Source organism: Bacillus sp. MD-5 (genome assembly GCF_002201875.1).
Classification (GTDB): Bacteria; Bacillota; Bacilli; order Bacillales; family Bacillaceae; genus Bacillus; species Bacillus stercoris.
This window is the reverse complement of the sequence record NZ_CP021911.1, coordinates 2,929,311-2,946,755: the sequence shown is the minus strand read 5'-3', so window position 1 is coordinate 2,946,755 and position 17,445 is coordinate 2,929,311. Positions and strand designations below refer to the sequence as shown.

Sequence of the window (17,445 nt, the reverse complement as noted above, 5' to 3'; positions counted from 1 at the left end):
AAAGACTATCTATTTATGGGAAATTAGTTACTTTTGTTAAATTTCTTCTTTTTTGCTGTATATATTTACCCATTTCCAGCCGATATGAAGGGTAGCATAAAAAAGGAGAAATGAATGATGAAAAAAATACTCCAACTCATAAAACAAAGATCAATTACACGGAAGCTTCTCGTTTCCTTTCTGTCGATCCTCATCATACCGGTTGTCATATTGGCGATCTTTGCGTATCAATCGGCTAGCAGCTCGCTCGACAGACAGATGATGGGGAGCGCATTAGAAAATGTACAGCAATTAAACGAAATCATTAACACCAGCATCGGCGAAAAAGAAAACAGCGCTGCTTACTTCAGCGAATGGCTGACAAAAGATAGATATAAAGCAAAAAGCAATGCAAGCATTGAAGAGAAATTCTCACAATATATCAGCATTAATAAAGATGTAGAGTCCATTTATACTAGTGACGAAAACGGGCGATTTACCCGTTACCCGGATCTCCCGATGCCGAGCGGCTACAATCCGGTTGAACGCGACTGGTTCAAAAAAGCGGTTGCGAATAAAGGAAAAGTCGTTGTGACAGATCCTTATAAAACCGCGTCTACAAATACGATGGTTGTGACAATCGCCCAGCAGACAAAAGATGGTTCAGGCGTTATCGCAATCAACATGACCATTGAAAATCTGTTGAAAACAACCAAAAAAGTCAACATCGGCACACAAGGCTACGCATTTATCATGACGAAGGACAAAAAAGTTGTCGCACATCCTAATGAAAAATCAGGAACTGAATTAAAAGGCGACTGGCTCGATAAGATGCTGAATGCTGATAAAGGCGATTTTCAATACACCATGGACGGCGATAAGAAAAAAATGGCCTTTGACACAAACAAGTTAACGGGATGGAAGATCGGCGGCACCATGTATTTAGACGAAATTCACGAGGCAGCCCAGCCTGTTCTTCACCTTGCTTTAATTGTCTTGGCCGCAGCTATTATCATAGGGATTATCGTCATGACTTTGATCATTCGGTCGATTACAACACCGCTGAAACAGCTTGTCGGTTCCTCTAAGCGGATCAGCGAGGGAGATTTGACGGAAACCATTGATATTCGTTCAAAAGATGAATTGGGCGAGCTCGGCAAAAGCTTTAACAATATGGCGTCGTCACTTCGTTCTCTCATACACGCCATCCAGGATTCGGTAGACAATGTTGCTGCTTCCTCTGAGGAGCTGACCGCATCAGCTGCGCAAACGAGCAAGGCAACAGAGCATATTACATTGGCGATTGAACAATTTTCTAACGGCAATGAAAAACAAAACGAAAATATTGAAACGGCAGCAGAGCATATTTATCAAATGAATGACGGGTTGACGAATATGGCTCAAGCTTCTGAAGTCATCACAGATTCATCTGTTCAATCGACGGAAATTGCAAGTGAAGGCGGCAAGCTTGTTCACCAAACCGTCGGCCAAATGAATGTCATTGACAAGTCCGTTAAAGAAGCGGAGCAAGTTGTACGCGGATTGGAAACGAAATCGAAAGACATTACAAACATTTTGCGTGTGATTAACGGCATCGCAGACCAGACAAACCTGCTTGCCTTAAACGCGGCAATTGAAGCAGCCCGTGCAGGCGAGTACGGCCGAGGCTTCTCTGTTGTAGCGGAAGAAGTAAGAAAACTGGCAGTACAGTCAGCAGATTCAGCAAAAGAGATTGAAGGATTAATCATCGAAATTGTGAAGGAAATTAATACATCTCTCGGCATGTTCCAGTCTGTCAATCAAGAGGTGCAGACAGGACTTGATATCACAGATAAAACAGAAATGAGCTTCAAACGCATTTCTGAAATGACGAACCAAATCGCCGGCGAACTGCAAAATATGAGTGCGACGGTTCAGCAGCTTTCTGCCAGCTCCGAGGAAGTATCGGGAGCGTCTGAGCATATTGCATCGATTTCCAAAGAAAGCTCAGCACATATTCAAGATATCGCTGCGTCAGCTGAAGAGCAGCTTGCTTCCATGGAAGAAATCAGCTCGTCTGCAGAAACCCTTTCGTCTATGGCGGAAGAGCTTCGCGATATGACTAACCGATTCAAAATCGAATAATAAGCCTTAACACCCAAGCATGTTGCGCTTGGGTGTTTTTTTTAGTTTTTTTATTAAACCTTTTATCCTAGTTGACGATATTAGATTTAGCTTAAAGGAGGAGTCAACAGGAATGGGAAAATTCATACAATGGATCAAACAGCCATCGATCAGCAAACCGCTAATCGCTGCGTTTCTGGCAGTGCTTATTTTGCCGGTTGGGGTTTTAGCATATTTCAGTTATCAATCAGCTTGGAACGCACTGGACAGGGAACTAACCAATAGTGCAGCGGGCAACGTTGAGGAACTCAATAGCACCCTGCAAAACAAATTGAATAATAAAGTGAAAGCAGTAGATTATTATAGTGAGACAATCGATAAAGACCTATTGCTAGGCAAAAACAAAACCTTACTGAAAGAGAAATTTAAGCAGTACACGACACTTAACGACGATGTAGGCGCGATCTATGCTGCTTCAGAAGATAAGAAGCTTTACAAATATCCGGACAGCGGTATTCCGAAAGGCTTCGATCCGACAGGACGTGACTGGTACAAACAGGCCGTTGCGGAAAAAGGACAGGCTGTTTTCTCAGAACCGTATACTGATGAAGCAACAGGGAATACCGTTGTCACAATTTCAAAACAATTAAAAGACGGGTCAGGGGTTATAGCGCTTGATTTAAACCTGGATGAGGTGCTTACTGCATCACAGAGAATCAAAATCGGTAAAGAAGGCTATGCATTTATTACGACAGGCAACAAAAAATATATCGCCCATCCGACGATTAAGCCTGGGACAACCGGCTCCGGCGATTGGACAAACCAAGTATATTCCAAAAATGACGGCTCCTTTGAATATACATTCGAAGGCAAAGAAAAGAAAATGGCCTTTACGACAAATAAATTAACTGGCTGGAAAATCGCGGGCACTTATTTTGTCAGTGAATTGCAAGATGCTTCAAGCCCGGTACTGAACACTGCGGTTATCATTCTATGCGTGTCTATTGTAATCGGCGGCATACTCATACTCTATATTATTCGTGCCATCACCAAGCCATTAAGAAAACTTGTCATAACGTCTGCAAAAATCAGCAGCGGTGATCTCACAGAAGTCATTGATATTCACTCGAAAAACGAGTTTGGCCAGCTTGGCGAGAGCTTTAATGAAATGTCTGCATCATTGCGTTCTGTAATCGGCGTTATTCAAGCGTCTGTAGAAAACGTCGCCTCATCTTCTGAGGAGCTGACGGCAAGCGCAGCTCAAACGAGTAAGGCAACTGAACATATTACACTCGCCATCGAACAGTTCTCAGATGGCAACGAGGCGCAAAGCGAGAAACTGGAAACAAGCTCAAACCACCTTTCTCAAATGAATCACGGGATTTCAAAAGTGGCACAAGCCTCTTCAACCATTACGAAATCATCGATTCAGTCCTCTGAGGCTGCGGGCAGCGGCGAGAAACTGGTGGAACACACAGTCGGCCAAATGAAAACAATCGACCAATCCGTTCAACAAGCGGAAGCGGTTGTGAAGGGCCTTGAAACAAAATCGCAAGACATCAACAGCATCTTGAATGTGATTAATGGCATCGCTGACCAAACCAACCTGCTGGCATTAAATGCTGCGATTGAGGCGGCAAGAGCGGGAGAATACGGAAGAGGCTTCTCAGTAGTTGCGGAAGAGGTTAGAAAACTTGCCGTGCAATCAGCAGACTCCGCCAAGGAAATTGAAGGATTAATCCAAGAGATTGTCAGAGAAATCAGCACTTCCCTTTCGATGTTCCAATCTGTGAATCATGAAGTGAAGGAAGGCTTGCAGATTACTGACAAAACAGCGGAAAGTTTTAAACAGATCTATGAAATGACAACCCAAATTTCCGGCGAATTGCAAAACTTGAACGCGACGGTTGAACAACTATCAGCCGGATCACAGGAAGTGTCAAGTGCTGTTGAAGACATTTCTGCAGTGGCGAAAGAAAGCTCAGCAGGCATTCAGGATATCGCAGCTTCGGCGGAAGAACAGCTTGCGTCCATGGAAGAAATCAGTTCTTCAGCGGAAACGTTGGCAAACATGGCGGAAGAACTTCAGGACATTACGAAAAAATTTAAAATTGAATCATAATGAACGAGAAAGCGGCATATTCTGCTGCTTTCTTTTTTTATTGAAAACAAAAATAAACAAAAATAATTCAAAAACAAACGAAGATCATATATAATGAAAACGGATACAAATAAAAGGGTATGGAGGAATATCAAATATGGTGAAGCATATATGGGATTCAGACCGAGCTGCAAAGCTGCCTAAAGGTGTAGAGGAATTGGTGTACAGGTCCAATCTGATCGGATCAGACCGCACTGTTTGCAACTGGGGCGGGGGGAATACATCTATGAAAACAACGGAAAAGGATTTTAGAGGCCGTGAAATAGAAGTCATGTGGGTAAAAGGAAGCGGTTCGGATTTGGCAACAATGAAAGCGCATAACTTTACCGGTTTGAAATTAGATGATATCCGCCCGCTGATTGAAAGGGACAAAATGTCAGATGAAGAAATGGTAGATTACTTGTCTCATTGTATGATTGACAGCAAACATCCCCGCCCTTCAATTGAAACACTATTACACGCTTTTCTGCCATACAAGCATGTTGACCATACCCATCCAGATGCGATTATCAGCATATGCTGCGCAGATAATGGAAAACAGATCGCTGAAGACATTTACGGAAACCGGTTTGTATGGGTGCCATACGTCCGCCCTGGATTTGCTTTGTCTAAAATAATCGCTGAAGGCGTAGCGAACAACCCTCACGCCGAGCTTGTGTTAATGGAGAAACATGGCTTAGTCACTTGGGGAGAGACGTCTGAAACATGTTATCAAAAAACGATATCTATCATTCAAGAAGCCGAGCAGTATATTAACGACCGTATCAATCAGCATGAGGTATTCGGAGGCAAAAGATATCAGCCGCTGCCGGAAGATCGCAGAAAACAAATATTGGCTGAGATCATGCCTGTGATCAGAGGAACTGTAAGTGAAGAAAAGAAACAGATCCTTTCCTATGATGATCATGGCGACGTATTGGAATTTGTAAACAGTGTTCAAGCGCCAGCACTTTCGCAAATCGGTGCGGCATGCCCGGATCACCTTGTTCACACAAAAAGGGTTCCGCTGTACATTGACTGGAATCCGGAAACTCAAGATGTTCACAAGCTTGCGGATCTGATCAAGTCAGGAGTCGAGCGCTTTACGTCAGAGTATCAGGCTTACTTTACACGCAATCAGCAGGATGGGGATCAAATCTTTGAATCCGCTCCGCGGGTGATATTGATTCCTGGAATCGGAATGGTGAATACAGGAAAAAGCTATACCATGTCTAAAGTAAGCGGGGCCTTATATCGGAGGGCCATCGCCGTTATGAAAGGAGCAACAGCTCTGGGGCAATTTGTTTCTTTAAATGAAAATGAATCCTACCATGTCGAATATTGGCCGCTTGAACTATATAAACTTACGCTTGCCCCGCCGGAAGCAGAATTTTCCCGAAAAGTAGCGCTGATAACTGGAGGGGCTGGCGGAATCGGCAGTGAAGCATGCCGCCGATTTGCAGCTGAGGGAGGGCACGTAATCGCAGCTGATCTGAATATAGAAGGTGCACAGAAAATTGCCGGGGAAATAAACGATGCGTACGGAGAAGGGCGTGCAATGGCTGTCAAAATGGATGTGACAAAGGAAAAAGACGTACAGTCAGCTTTTGAACAAGCGGCACTTGCTTACGGCGGCATTGATATCGTCATCAATAATGCCGGGCTGGCCACATCAAGCCCATTTGACGAAACAAGTCTAAAAGAATGGAATCTTAATATGAATGTTTTAGGAACAGGCTATTTCCTTGTAGCCCGTGAAGCGTTTAAACAGCTGAAACAGCAAAATAGAGGCGGAAGCATGGTATTTGTCGGATCGAAAAATTCGGTTTATGCGGGGAAAAACGCCTCTGCCTACAGCTCGGTTAAGGCGCTTGAAACCCATTTAGCAAGATGCATTGCTGCAGAAGGCGGAGAATTCGGCATTAGGGTCAACTCCGTTTTACCGGACGCGGTTCTTCAAGGATCGGCAATCTGGGGTTCAAGCTGGCGCGAGGAACGAGCCGCGGCGTACGGGATTGAACCGGATCAGCTGGAAGAACATTACCGGAAACGGACTGCATTGCTCGTCAATATTTACCCGGAGGATATTGCCGAAGCCATTGCATTTTTCGCTTCTTCTAAAGCCGAAAAAACAACGGGCTGCATGCTCACGGTAGACGGCGGCGTCCCTGCTGCTTTTACGCGTTAGAAATATGCTATGATAAAAATTATAAGATGGATTACGATATGAGGAAGGGCGTTACTGATGCTAGTAGCAGAACGGCAGCAAAAAATAGTGGAAATAGTGAATGCGCGTTCAAGCATCCGCGTTGCCGAATTAAGTGACATATTTTCAGTCACAGAGGAAACCATTCGGCGTGATCTTGAAAAGCTTGAAAAAGAACATAAACTGAGCCGGAGTCATGGAGGAGCGGTCAGTATTCAGCAGAAGGAATCAGAAATTCATTTTTCTGAACGGGAAATCACAAATGTCATCGAAAAAAAAGCCATTGCTCACGAAGCGGCCAAATATGTAAAAAGCGGAGACCGAATTATTCTTGATGCAAGCACAACCGCCTGGTACATGGCGAAAATACTCCCTGACATTGAGCTCACCGTGATTACAAACTCAATGAAAGCAGCCATTGAACTCAGCAATAAAAAAAACATATCAGTCATTTCAACAGGCGGCATTTTGCTGGAAAAATCATTATCATTTGCCGGCCCGTTAGCAGAACGTTCACTTGAGACCTATCATGTCAATAAAACCTTTCTGTCATGTAAGGGATTTGATGTAAACAACGGGATGAGTGACTCAAATGAGTGGCAGGCGCTGCTCAAAAAACGGATGATCGAAAGGTCGGACCAGACCATTTTGATGGCCGATTCAAGCAAATGGGGGAACCGCGAGTTTTCACATATCGCTTCGCTGCAAGATATCAGCCGCGTTATTACAGATTCTGGACTTGATCCGGCATCGGTAAAAGCTCTTGAGGACAAAAAGGTGAAGGTGACAGCTGTTCCTCTTCCGAAGAGAGGGTGAAAGAATGATTTATACTGCCATTGATATAGGCGCATCAAGCGGGAGAATCATGGTAGGTGAACTGAAGGAAGGGAAGCTTGACATACAAGAGATTCACAGATTTGCTAACGGTTTTAGTCAAAGAGACGGGCATTGCTTTTGGAATATTGATCATCTGCTAAAACAAATCCTGCAAGGACTGCAAAAAGTAAAAAAGCTTGGATATGAACACTGCACCATTGGCATCGATACATGGGCAGTTGATTATGTCTTGCTGGACGAAAAAGGAAATCGGTTGCGGGAAGCAATATCCTATCGTGATAGAAGAACAGATCATACAATAGACAAACTGGAGCATACCCTCTCGAAGGCTAAAATTTATCAAAAAACAGGAATACAATTTCAGCCTTTCAACACGATCTATCAATTGTATGAAGAAAACCGTGAGCTGCTGAAAAAGACAGATAAAATTGTGATGGTTCCTGATTATTTAGGCTATTGCTTAACCGGAAAAGCTGTAACAGAAATCACGAATGCGTCCACAACACAGCTTTTAAACGTCTCAACGGGAAAGTTTGATCCTGAATTGCTTGAAGCCGTGTCTGTTTACGAACAGCAATTTGCCCCGTTGACTGAACCGGGGTATGAGCTCGGGAAGCTAAGAAATGACTGGTTTCCGGATTATGATCTCCCGACGTGCAGGGTGATGACAGTCGCAACACATGATACGGCCTCGGCCGTCATCGCGGCGCCTGGTGTAAGTGATGGCTGGGCGTACATCAGCAGCGGAACATGGTCGTTAATCGGGATTGAAAACAAAACACCGATAATAACTGATCTGGCTTTGAAAAACAACTATACAAATGAACGCGGCGCAAACAACACCATTCGCTTTCTCAAAAACATTATCGGCATGTGGGTGATACAAGAAGTAAGACAGCAGTTACAAGCAGATTACTCTTTCCAGCAGCTTGCAGAAGAAGCCGAAAAAACAGAACCATTCCAGCAATTTATAAACTTAAATGATAAACGCTTCCTCAATCCAGAAAACATGATAATGGAAATACAACATTATTGCAGAGAAACCCGCCAAAAGATTCCCCGCACTGCAGGCGAACTTGCCTGCTGCATCTACAGCAATTTAGCCATCATCTATGCGATAGCCATCAAAGAACTCGAAACGATCACAGAAAAAACAATCGAGCAGTTTCATATCATCGGCGGCGGAGCCCGGAACGATTTCTTAAATCAATTAACGGCAGACATGAGCAAAAAAGCGGTATACGCAGGACCAGTAGAGGCAACCGCCATAGGAAATCTGCTGATGCAAATGATTGCTGCAAAAGAAGTCAAAGACATAAAAGAAGCCCGGCAAGTCGTCAGAAATTCCTTTCCGATCAAAGTGTTTACACCCAAAGACATTGACAGAAGCACGATCATTCAGTCATTTCAGCAAACTGTTTTGAAAGCGCTATCTAAATAAGGAAGAGGTGACAAAGTTTGAAAAGAAAAGCCAGTATCATGTTTGTCCATCAAGACAAGTACGAAGAATACAAGCAGCGGCATGATGACATTTGGCCTGAGATGGCAGAAGCACTCAAAGCTCATGGAGCCCACCATTATTCCATTTTTCTAGACGAGGAAACAGGCCGGCTTTTTGCATATTTAGAAATAGAGGATGAAGGGAAATGGAGAAAGATGGCGGACACGGAAGTTTGCCGGAGATGGTGGAAAACGATGGCGCCCTTAATGAAAACAAATTCGGATTTAAGTCCTGTTTCGATAGATCTAAAGGAAGTTTTCTATTTGGATTAAAAAACTGAAATAAGGGAGAGAGCTGCATGACCATAAAAGCCAATTATGACAGTGCAAAACAGGCATATGAAAAATGGGGGATTGATGTTGAAGAGGCGCTTCGGCAATTAAAGCAAGTGCCCATTTCAATCCACTGCTGGCAGGGTGACGACATTGAAGGCTTTGAAGTTGATAAGAGCGAGCTTTCAGGCGGAATTGATGTGACCGGCAATTATCCCGGAAAAGCGCAAACGCCTGAAGAATTAAGAAGAGATTTGGAGAAGGCTCTTTCTCTCATTCCTGGAAAACACCGTGTGAACCTTCATGCGATTTACGCAGAAACTAACGGGGAAGAGACAGCACGTGACGAGTTGAAGCCGCAGCATTTTGAAAACTGGGTAAAATGGGCAAAAGATTTAGGGCTAGGTTTAGATTTCAATCCGACCTTGTTTTCGCATGAGAAAGCGGCTGATGGACTCACCCTTTCACACCCCGATCCGGATATCAGAGAATTTTGGATCAGGCATTGCATCGCGTGCCGCCGTATCGGAGAATACTTCGGGAAAGAATTAGGCACCCCTTGCTTGACGAATATTTGGATTCCCGACGGCTATAAGGATGTCCCGAGTGACAGGCTGACACCGCGTAAAAGATTAAAAGAATCACTGGATCAGATTTTCGCAGAAGAGATCAGTGAACAACACAATCTCGATTCAGTTGAAAGCAAGCTGTTCGGGCTTGGTTCTGAATCATATGTTGTCGGATCTCATGAATTTTATTTCGCTTATGCTTTGACGAATCATAAGCTTTGTTTACTTGATACAGGCCATTTTCATCCGACTGAGACGGTATCAAACAAGATCTCGTCCATGCTGCTTTTTACAGACAAGCTTGCTTTGCACGTATCTCGGCCAGTTCGCTGGGACAGCGACCATGTAGTGGTTTTGGATGATGAATTGAGAGAAATCGCTCTTGAAATTGTACGTAATCAGGCTCTTGAGAAGGTCGCCATCGGCCTGGATTTTTTCGATGCCAGCATTAACCGTGTAGCGGCCTGGACCATCGGAACGAGAAATATGATCAAAGCTTTATTGTATGCCTTGCTCCTCCCGAACGGCTATTTAAAACAATTGCAGGAAGAGGGCCGCTATACAGAAAGGCTGGCCCTGATGGAGGAATTCAAAACATATCCTTTCGGAGCCATCTGGGATTCCTACTGTGAACAAATGGGCGTGCCGGTAAAAGAGGCATGGCTGCATGACATCAAAGAGTATGAACAAGAGGTGCTTTTAAAAAGGAAGGCGTCTTCTCCGATTGCCTAATAAAAAATCCGCCGCGTCATTTGTACGCGGGCGGATTTTTTTAAGCATGATCAGCAGGGTACACAATCCCCATTTGCTTTCTTGCTTCTTCCATAATTTTTGCGGTGATCAAAGACCGTTCAAATGTATTTTCTTCAGATTCCTGCTTATTCTCTTTTATGAGCGTGACAAATTCTTCTGCTTCGTAGAACATCGCCGGTTTAGGATCAGGGATCGCAATGTTTTCAAGGCGGCCGTCGCGGTAGCGGATTTCAACACGTTCAGGCCGGTGAATCGTATCAATTACAATCGTTCCGTCTTCACCTTGGATTTCCGCCGGGGCATATGAAGTAGAGATTTTAGAATGCATCAGAACAGCTTCGAACCCATCGTAAGACAGAATGACAGTTCCCTCTCCATCTACTCCGGAAGATAAAGCATATCCATTTGCTTTTACATCCTTCGGCTCGCCAAACAGCACAACAGCCGGATAAATACAATAGACGCCAATATCCATTAATGACCCATTGGAAAGCTCAGGCTGAAACGCATTCAAAACAGTTCCGTTTCTGAACGCGTCATACCGTGAGGAGTATTGACAGTAGCTTGCGGTAAATCTGCGGACAGTGCCGATTTTATGCAGATGTTTTTTCAGCTCTTTGAAATTCGGCAGGAAAGTGGTCTTCATCGCTTCCATGAGGACAACGCCGTTTGCCTTAGCCGCTGAGATCATCTCTTCTGTTTCTCTTGTATTTGAAGCAAACGGCTTCTCACAAAGCACATGCTTGCCGTGGTTCATAAAGAGTACGGCTTGTTCCTTGTGAAGAGCGTTCGGGCTGGCTATGTATACGGCATCAAAACAATTGCTCTCCGCCATTTCCTGAAGGTCTGAGAAGGTATGCGCAGCATTGTGTTTAGCAGCAAACTCAGCAGCGCGTTCAGCCGATCTTGAATAAACGGCAGTCAGCTGAAAATCTTCTATATCCGCTGCTGACTCAAGAAAGCGGTCTGTAATCCAGTTGGTTCCTATTATCGCAAAACGTATCACTCGTATCGCTCCTTTTGCATGATATAGCTAAATTATAGCTTAAAAAGAACAAAATCACATGATAGAGATAAATAGAATGTGACAACAGAGAAAGCTTTTCCAGCAATTAACGGTTTTTATTTTTCATTATAGGGACGATAGTGTACAATTTAACTAAACTATGTATGACGGAGGAACGATAGTGGAGACGTTGCAAACATGGAGCGGCAGATTCAAGCGATTCTTCTTGGACAATAAGTTTGTTTTATTTTTGCTTGTGCTGCTGCTGATTGGTTTAAATATTCTTGTATTTACAAAAACATCATTTATTTTCACCCCGATTATTGTTCTGCTCAAAACAATTTCACTTCCGATTATTTTGACAGGCATTGTTTTTTATCTGTTAAATCCAGTCGTCGATTTCCTGGAGAGAAGAAGAATAAGAAGAATCTATTCTATATTGCTGTTATATCTATTGATTATCGGGCTGATCACGATCACAATCGTGTCCATCATCCCCTTTTTAAAAGAACAAATTATGAGTTTGATTGACAATATCCCGAGATATGTCGACGTCGTAGAAGACCAGACGAAACAGCTGATCGGCAGCAACTTCGTCAATCAGGCCCAGCAAACGATGAACATTAATATATCTGATCTTGCTACAAAGGTCTCGGACCAGGCAGCGACGATCGTAAACAGCACCTTTACCGGTGTTGGGAATTTTATCGGCGCCCTGACTGAGATTATCATTTCAATCGTCACGGTTCCGTTTATTCTTTTCTATTTGCTAAAAGACGGAAAAAAATTACCGGTCTACATACTGAAGTTTGTGCCGACTCGATTGAAAGAACAGACATATACAGTCTTAAGTGAAATGAATCATCGGTTAAGCTCTTATATCAGAGGCCAGATCATTGTCAGCTTCTGTATCGGGTTTTTGCTGTTTATCGGTTATTTGATTATCGGCTTGGATTATGCTTCATTGCTCGCAGTCATTGCGGCTTGTACAAGCATTGTTCCATATTTAGGGCCAACGATTGCCATCACGCCTGCAATTATCATCGCCATAGTGACATCGCCGCTCATGCTGCTTAAGCTGGTGATTGTTTGGACCATTGTTCAGCTGATTGAAGGGAAGCTGATCTCTCCGCAAATTATGGGGAAAAACCTTCACATCCACCCGATCACGATTATATTTCTGCTGTTAACAGCCGGCAAACTGTTTGGTGTTGTTGGAATCATTCTTGCCATTCCGGGCTATGCAGTCGCCAAAGTCATTACCACACATTTATTTGACTGGTTTAAAATGCGGTCACATTTATACGACGAAGAAAAAAATGAAAATATGCCGGGTCATAAAGTGTGATTTTCGTTTATAGTTATATAAGACGGGCTTTCCATTTATGGGAAGCTCCCGTTATGTAAAAAAATAAATGTCTAATGGGGAGAATCAAAATCATGACTCTATGGGAATTGTTTGTAGCCGCCATTTTAGGAATCGTAGAAGGATTAACAGAGTACGCGCCGGTTTCTTCGACAGGACATATGATCATAGTAGACGACATCTGGCTTAAATCAAGTAATCTGATGTCAGAAGAAGCTGCTAATTCATTCAAAGTAGTTATTCAGCTAGGCTCCATTTTAGCAGTAGCTATCGTGTTTAAAGACCGAATTTTAAATTTACTCGGCTTGAAAAAAAATATTACAAGCGACCAGAAGCAGGGACATAAATTAAGCATTGCCCAAATTGCTGTCGGGCTCGTTCCAGCTGCTGTTCTTGGCTTTTTGTTTGAAGATTACATTGATGAATATTTATTTTCCGTTAAAACTGTGGCCTTCGGTTTAATCGCCGGGGCAATCCTGATGCTTTTTGCTGATTGGGTGAATAAGCGAAAAACAGCGACAGACACCCTCGACCGCATTTCCTATAAGCAGGCGATAGCAGTCGGCTTATTCCAATGTCTTGCCCTTTGGCCGGGTTTCTCACGTTCAGGTTCAACCATTTCCGGAGGTGTTATTCTCGGGTTAAACCACCGAGCGGCAGCCGATTTTACGTTTATTATGGCGATGCCGATCATGATGGGAGCAAGTTTTCTGAGCCTTGTGAAGCATTGGGACAGCTTAAGCTCGGATTTGATGCCGTTTTTCATCGTCGGCTTTATCTGTGCCTTTGTTGTCGCTTTGTTTGTCGTCCGTTTCTTCTTAAGACTGATTAATAAAATCAAACTCGTCCCATTTGCAATCTATCGAATTATTCTCGGTGTGATTTTACTTTTAATCATGATGTAAGTCGAAAAAATAAGGCTCATCCCGAGCCTTATTTTTTCTGTCAATTCAAGAGGAAACAGCTTGTTTTTCAAAAAAAAATCATCTATAATAAACATGACGTTACATACGGGGCCATAGCTCAGCTGGGAGAGCGCTACGCTGGCAGCGTAGAGGTCAGGGGTTCGAGCCCCCTTGGCTCCATACCTGTAAACCCTTATTCTATAAGGGTTTTTTGTTTTGAGAAAAAGGTTCATTCTCTGAATCCTCCAGTTGAACAGTTCATCTGTCAATCATGAATTTTCCAAGACACCCCTTTGTTCTTCAAAGACCGTCATGTCTTTCAAAGGGGGTGAGTAGACATGAAGAGACACCATTCGTTCGGACGTCGGATTGGACATTTTGTGAATTAAACCTTTAGTTGAAATAAGGCATTCTCCTTCGTGGACAAAGTATGAATTGGAGAGTTCTGCGTGTTCGCCGGTTGAGCGATAGATAGAATTAAGGAGTTTTCCTTCTAGCACCATTGCACAACCAATAGATTGGCCATGATCGTGGACGGTTGTCTCCTCGTTAGGCGGAATGTGAATTACGATAATCTCCAACTCATTGTTACGATAGATGGCATTTCGGCCGTAGGCGTATTGGTCTGGCTCCTTAATATACGGTTGACTCAATTGTGCTGCGTTTGGAATTTGTTTTAATGATGTTGCTAAATCTTTAACCGATGGATTTTTCAAGCCGCTAAAAAGATCTTGGATACACTCATACAGTTCCATTCGTTTTGCCTCCCGGAAAAAATAAAAATTCCCTAACATTTTTCCTAACATTGGTATTTCACAGATTAATTCATGGTATTTACCTATATACAAATTAGAGGCGGCAAACGCCCAGTGAACACAAAAAAATGTGTGGTCAACACGTTGGCTTATCACCAACCTATTCGAGCTTATTAGTTGGAATAGGGGGATGAAAGGATTCAAGCTGCCTGCTTTGATTCACTTGAAGGAACAAGCGAGGAGTTTTAGGCTCTTATACACAATATCGGGGCAAAAACTGTTTATGTTGGAGCTTGAAATTTGCGCCATTGACAAAACACAGCGGTTTGAAATAATATTTGATTATATGCTCATTTGTTCACATATTTATAATAAAATAATATCATTTCCCCTGAAAGGGAGAATATTAGAATGAAAGCTAATGGTATGCGAAAATCTATTAGCTTCTTTTATTTTCAAAAAATGGTGTATTTCGCATGTATTCATATAGGAAGGAATGACAACATGAAGACAAAACACTATTGGGTGATTTCTTTGCTCGCCGTTTTAGCGGTCGGGCCGGGATTGATGTCTAACACGGCATTGTCGTCAGTTCAAAGCCTTGTTCAGAAAGCGGTTGGAACAAGTGTCTTCACATCAGTAAATCCAATATTGATCGGAAATATGGCCTTTGCCTTGTTAGTTCCGACAGGACCGCTGCTGAGGAAAAAATTCGGTGCTCGTCCCGTCTACCTTGCTTCATTACCTGTTTTTATACTAGGCTCACTGCTCATCGCATTTTCAAACGATATTGCATGGATGGTGGCAGGACGCTTTTTACAGGGAGCGGCAACAGGTGTCATGCTGATGATTATGATTCCAATGCTTGTACTGTCATTCCCGATTGAACGCAGGAACTATGCCCTGCTTGTGCTGATTGGGGGATTTTATGGTTCTGTTATCATCGGCACGATCCTGGGAACGATAGCTACAAGCTGCGGGCATTGGAGATGGCTGTTTTTCACCTTTGGCACATTGTCACTGATCGGTGTCGCGGTGAGCTATTTCTTTCTCCATGACGAACATCACGGAGCAGCGGCTCAAGAACAGCCCCTTGATCGTGCGGGAATTCTTTTATCTGTTCTCCTTGCTGCAGCCTCAGCGGTTTCATTCATTTTTCTGCAAAAATGGGGGCTTTCATCGGGTTATGTATGGACAGGTTTCGGTGTGACGTTATGTTTGTTCATTGTTCTATTAATAGTAGAATATAAAGTGAAAAATCCCTTCATTTCAATTAAACTAATGCTTCTGCCAAAACCGGTGCTCGGGTTATTGATCATAGCTGCAGGGACGATAACGGTAGCTGTCAGCCTGTCTGCTTTTCAAGGCTTGCTCCGTCAAATGTATGATATTTCTCAGGAGCATCTCATTCTTTTAAACTTGACTCTTTTAATCGGAGTGGCGATCGCGGCCATTTTGAGCGCTCTGTTTTATGATAAAGTCGGACCAGGGATGCTCGGTATTATCGGCGGACTTATTCTCGTCTTTGTAAATTTTCAATGGCTGCATATGCAGGATCAATCGTCTCTCTATATGTTCGCAGCACTGTTTATCATGCTGGCAGCGGGAACAGGCCTGACAGTCGCCGCAGGGCTGATGGGAGCTGCCATGGGAGGCCCGCTGCCTGATTTGGTCAAGAGAATGACAGCTGTCCAGTTTTTAAGATTGTTTGTCTATATGGGGGTTCCGATTCTCATCGGTTTTTTCACGAAAAAAGATGCTGCTAGACAAAACGGTTCGGTACAGGATTCTATGATGACTGCTTATCATGATCTCTTTTTCATTTCTTTTATCCTCAGCGTTCTTCTCGTCTGCCTGTCATTTTGTATGAATGCTACAGGAATGGGGCACAAGCTTGCACATAAACCACATGACCAAGCAAAAACAGCTCCGGAACCGGCCGTTTCAGCACAGGGATTGTCGAATGCAACTGTCAAATCACATCAAGTAATCAATGATACAGAATATCGGAATGCACTCAGAAATTTGCAAAAGTAGAAACGTGATAAAAACCTTTTCCTTTCACGAAAAGGTTTTTATTATGCAATCTTTTCCCAACTTTATCCCTAAAGAATTGAAAAATATTAGAAGTGCAAGTAAAATTCTAAAAGGTAGATTCTTTTACATTCGTAATCTTTTAATTCGAAGGAAGGTTTTCATGGCCCGTAAAAAATTGAAAAAACGTAAACTCTTCATTACACTATTTTTCATTGTATCGATTCCGCTAGCTCTGTTTGTTTTAGCGACAACTTTATCAAAACCGATTGAAACATCTAAAGAAACTGAAGAATTTGATGAACAGCAAGTATTTATAGACAGCCTGTCCGGGCATGCCCAAATTTTGTATGAAAAATATCATGTCCTCCCCAGCATCACAATCGCTCAGGCCATTCTCGAATCCGACTGGGGGAACAGCGAGCTGGCTGCTAAGGCGAACAACCTTTTTGGCGTGAAAGGAAATTATAAAGGCCATCACGTTACGATGGAAACGGACGAAGTTGAAAAAGGGAAAAGAAAAACCATTCGTGCGAAGTTTCGAAAATACAGCACGTTTTTTGAATCGATGGATGACCATGCCCAATTGTTCGTCCGCGGCACATCGTGGAATAAAAAGAAGTATAAACCTGTGCTTGAGGCTGGAGATTATAAGGAAGCTGCTACTGCACTGCAAACAGCAGGATATGCTACAGACCCTGACTACGCTCATAAAATCAGCGCTATTGTGGAAAAATACGATTTGGATGAGTACGATAAGGTAAACCCATCCCTCAAATCAGTGGATTTACATGCTTCCATTAAAGATAGTGCCGTCCAAGACGTATGGTCCAAGCCTTCTACTGATGATCGGTCTATAAGGCTTACCTCTGCCAAATCTTACGTCGGCAAAGATATAAAGGTTGTGTCTAAAAAACAGAAAGGCCAGTCTGTATGGTACCAATTCCAAATCAATAATAAACTCATCGGCTGGATTGATGATTCAGCTATTGAAATAAAGGAAGCAACCTAAGTCCTTT

At 43.1% G+C, this 17,445-nt stretch carries 13 protein-coding genes and 1 tRNA gene; 12 read left to right on the top strand and 2 right to left on the bottom strand.

Annotated elements, in window-relative coordinates; genetic code table 11:
* The first annotated feature begins 114 nt into the window (after positions 1 to 114).
* The 7 genes from mcpA to rhaA all read left to right on the top strand — a co-directional run bounded on the left by mcpA (position 115) and on the right by rhaA (position 10,339).
* Positions 115 to 2,103, top strand: a complete 1,989-nt coding sequence (gene mcpA / locus CDO84_RS14955; protein WP_442857340.1) for a methyl-accepting chemotaxis protein — start codon at positions 115 to 117, stop codon at positions 2,101 to 2,103.
* 112 nt (positions 2,104 to 2,215) lie between these two features.
* A complete protein-coding gene (tlpB, locus tag CDO84_RS14950; protein WP_040081998.1) occupies positions 2,216 to 4,204 on the top strand; it encodes a methyl-accepting chemotaxis protein in 1,989 nt (662 codons plus the stop codon).
* A 136-nt stretch (positions 4,205 to 4,340) separates the two neighbouring features.
* Positions 4,341 to 6,410: a bifunctional rhamnulose-1-phosphate aldolase/short-chain dehydrogenase gene (locus CDO84_RS14940; RefSeq protein ID WP_040081999.1), complete on the top strand. Its 2,070-nt coding sequence runs from the start codon at positions 4,341 to 4,343 to the stop codon at positions 6,408 to 6,410.
* Positions 6,411 to 6,467: 57 nt separating this feature from the next.
* Entirely contained in the window at positions 6,468 to 7,244 is a 777-nt protein-coding gene (gene rhaR / locus CDO84_RS14935) for a rhamnose catabolism operon transcriptional regulator RhaR (protein ID WP_040082000.1), read from the top strand.
* A gap of 4 nt (positions 7,245 to 7,248) precedes the next feature.
* Positions 7,249 to 8,706 (top strand): rhamnulokinase, encoded by a 1,458-nt coding sequence (rhaB, locus tag CDO84_RS14930; protein ID WP_040082001.1) that lies wholly within the window; start codon positions 7,249 to 7,251, stop codon positions 8,704 to 8,706.
* Positions 8,707 to 8,723: 17 nt separating this feature from the next.
* Positions 8,724 to 9,038 (top strand): L-rhamnose mutarotase, encoded by a 315-nt coding sequence (rhaM, locus tag CDO84_RS14925; RefSeq protein ID WP_040082002.1) that lies wholly within the window; start codon positions 8,724 to 8,726, stop codon positions 9,036 to 9,038.
* Between the two features lie 26 nt (positions 9,039 to 9,064).
* Positions 9,065 to 10,339 carry an L-rhamnose isomerase gene (gene rhaA / locus CDO84_RS14920; RefSeq protein WP_040082003.1) on the top strand — a complete coding sequence of 425 codons (1,275 nt, stop codon included), beginning with the start codon at positions 9,065 to 9,067 and terminating at the stop codon, positions 10,337 to 10,339.
* 40 nt (positions 10,340 to 10,379) lie between these two features.
* Here the strand turns inward: rhaA and iolU are convergent, their stop codons facing one another.
* A complete protein-coding gene (gene iolU, locus CDO84_RS14915; protein ID WP_040082004.1) occupies positions 10,380 to 11,366 on the bottom strand; it encodes a scyllo-inositol 2-dehydrogenase in 987 nt (328 codons plus the stop codon).
* 181 nt (positions 11,367 to 11,547) lie between these two features.
* Between iolU and CDO84_RS14910 the strand changes: the two genes are divergently transcribed.
* From CDO84_RS14910 to CDO84_RS14900, 3 genes are all read left to right on the top strand, one after another.
* Positions 11,548 to 12,714 (top strand): AI-2E family transporter, encoded by a 1,167-nt coding sequence (locus CDO84_RS14910; protein WP_040082005.1) that lies wholly within the window; start codon positions 11,548 to 11,550, stop codon positions 12,712 to 12,714.
* A gap of 92 nt (positions 12,715 to 12,806) precedes the next feature.
* Positions 12,807 to 13,637 (top strand): undecaprenyl-diphosphate phosphatase, encoded by an 831-nt coding sequence (locus tag CDO84_RS14905; RefSeq protein WP_040082006.1) that lies wholly within the window; start codon positions 12,807 to 12,809, stop codon positions 13,635 to 13,637.
* A 107-nt stretch (positions 13,638 to 13,744) separates the two neighbouring features.
* A tRNA-Ala gene (locus tag CDO84_RS14900) sits at positions 13,745 to 13,817 on the top strand.
* Between the two features lie 89 nt (positions 13,818 to 13,906).
* On the opposite strand, the gene cdoA is transcribed toward CDO84_RS14900, so the two are convergent.
* Positions 13,907 to 14,392, bottom strand: coding sequence for a cysteine dioxygenase (cdoA, locus tag CDO84_RS14895; protein WP_040082007.1), 486 nt, complete (start codon positions 14,390 to 14,392; stop codon positions 13,907 to 13,909).
* A gap of 504 nt (positions 14,393 to 14,896) precedes the next feature.
* Here cdoA and CDO84_RS14885 point away from each other — a divergent pair.
* Entirely contained in the window at positions 14,897 to 16,429 is a 1,533-nt protein-coding gene (locus CDO84_RS14885) for an MFS transporter (protein ID WP_040082526.1), read from the top strand.
* A 160-nt stretch (positions 16,430 to 16,589) separates the two neighbouring features.
* Positions 16,590 to 17,438, top strand: a complete 849-nt coding sequence (lytG, locus tag CDO84_RS14880) for an exo-glucosaminidase LytG (protein WP_040082009.1) — start codon at positions 16,590 to 16,592, stop codon at positions 17,436 to 17,438.
* Positions 17,439 to 17,445: the final 7 nt, after the last annotated feature.

What these genes read in the sequence shown, in the direction of transcription:
- cdoA (WP_040082007.1), bottom strand. Translation starts at nt 14,392, where the DNA reads ATGGAACTGTATGAGTGTATCCAAGATCTTTTTAGCGGCTTGAAAAAT.
- mcpA (WP_442857340.1), top strand. Translation starts at nt 115, where the DNA reads ATGATGAAAAAAATACTCCAACTCATAAAACAAAGATCAATTACACGG.
- CDO84_RS14885 (WP_040082526.1), top strand. Translation starts at nt 14,897, where the DNA reads ATGAAGACAAAACACTATTGGGTGATTTCTTTGCTCGCCGTTTTAGCG.
- CDO84_RS14940 (WP_040081999.1), top strand. Translation starts at nt 4,341, where the DNA reads ATGGTGAAGCATATATGGGATTCAGACCGAGCTGCAAAGCTGCCTAAA.
- tlpB (WP_040081998.1), top strand. Translation starts at nt 2,216, where the DNA reads ATGGGAAAATTCATACAATGGATCAAACAGCCATCGATCAGCAAACCG.
- rhaB (WP_040082001.1), top strand. Translation starts at nt 7,249, where the DNA reads ATGATTTATACTGCCATTGATATAGGCGCATCAAGCGGGAGAATCATG.
- rhaA (WP_040082003.1), top strand. Translation starts at nt 9,065, where the DNA reads ATGACCATAAAAGCCAATTATGACAGTGCAAAACAGGCATATGAAAAA.
- rhaR (WP_040082000.1), top strand. Translation starts at nt 6,468, where the DNA reads ATGCTAGTAGCAGAACGGCAGCAAAAAATAGTGGAAATAGTGAATGCG.
- lytG (WP_040082009.1), top strand. Translation starts at nt 16,590, where the DNA reads ATGGCCCGTAAAAAATTGAAAAAACGTAAACTCTTCATTACACTATTT.
- CDO84_RS14905 (WP_040082006.1), top strand. Translation starts at nt 12,807, where the DNA reads ATGACTCTATGGGAATTGTTTGTAGCCGCCATTTTAGGAATCGTAGAA.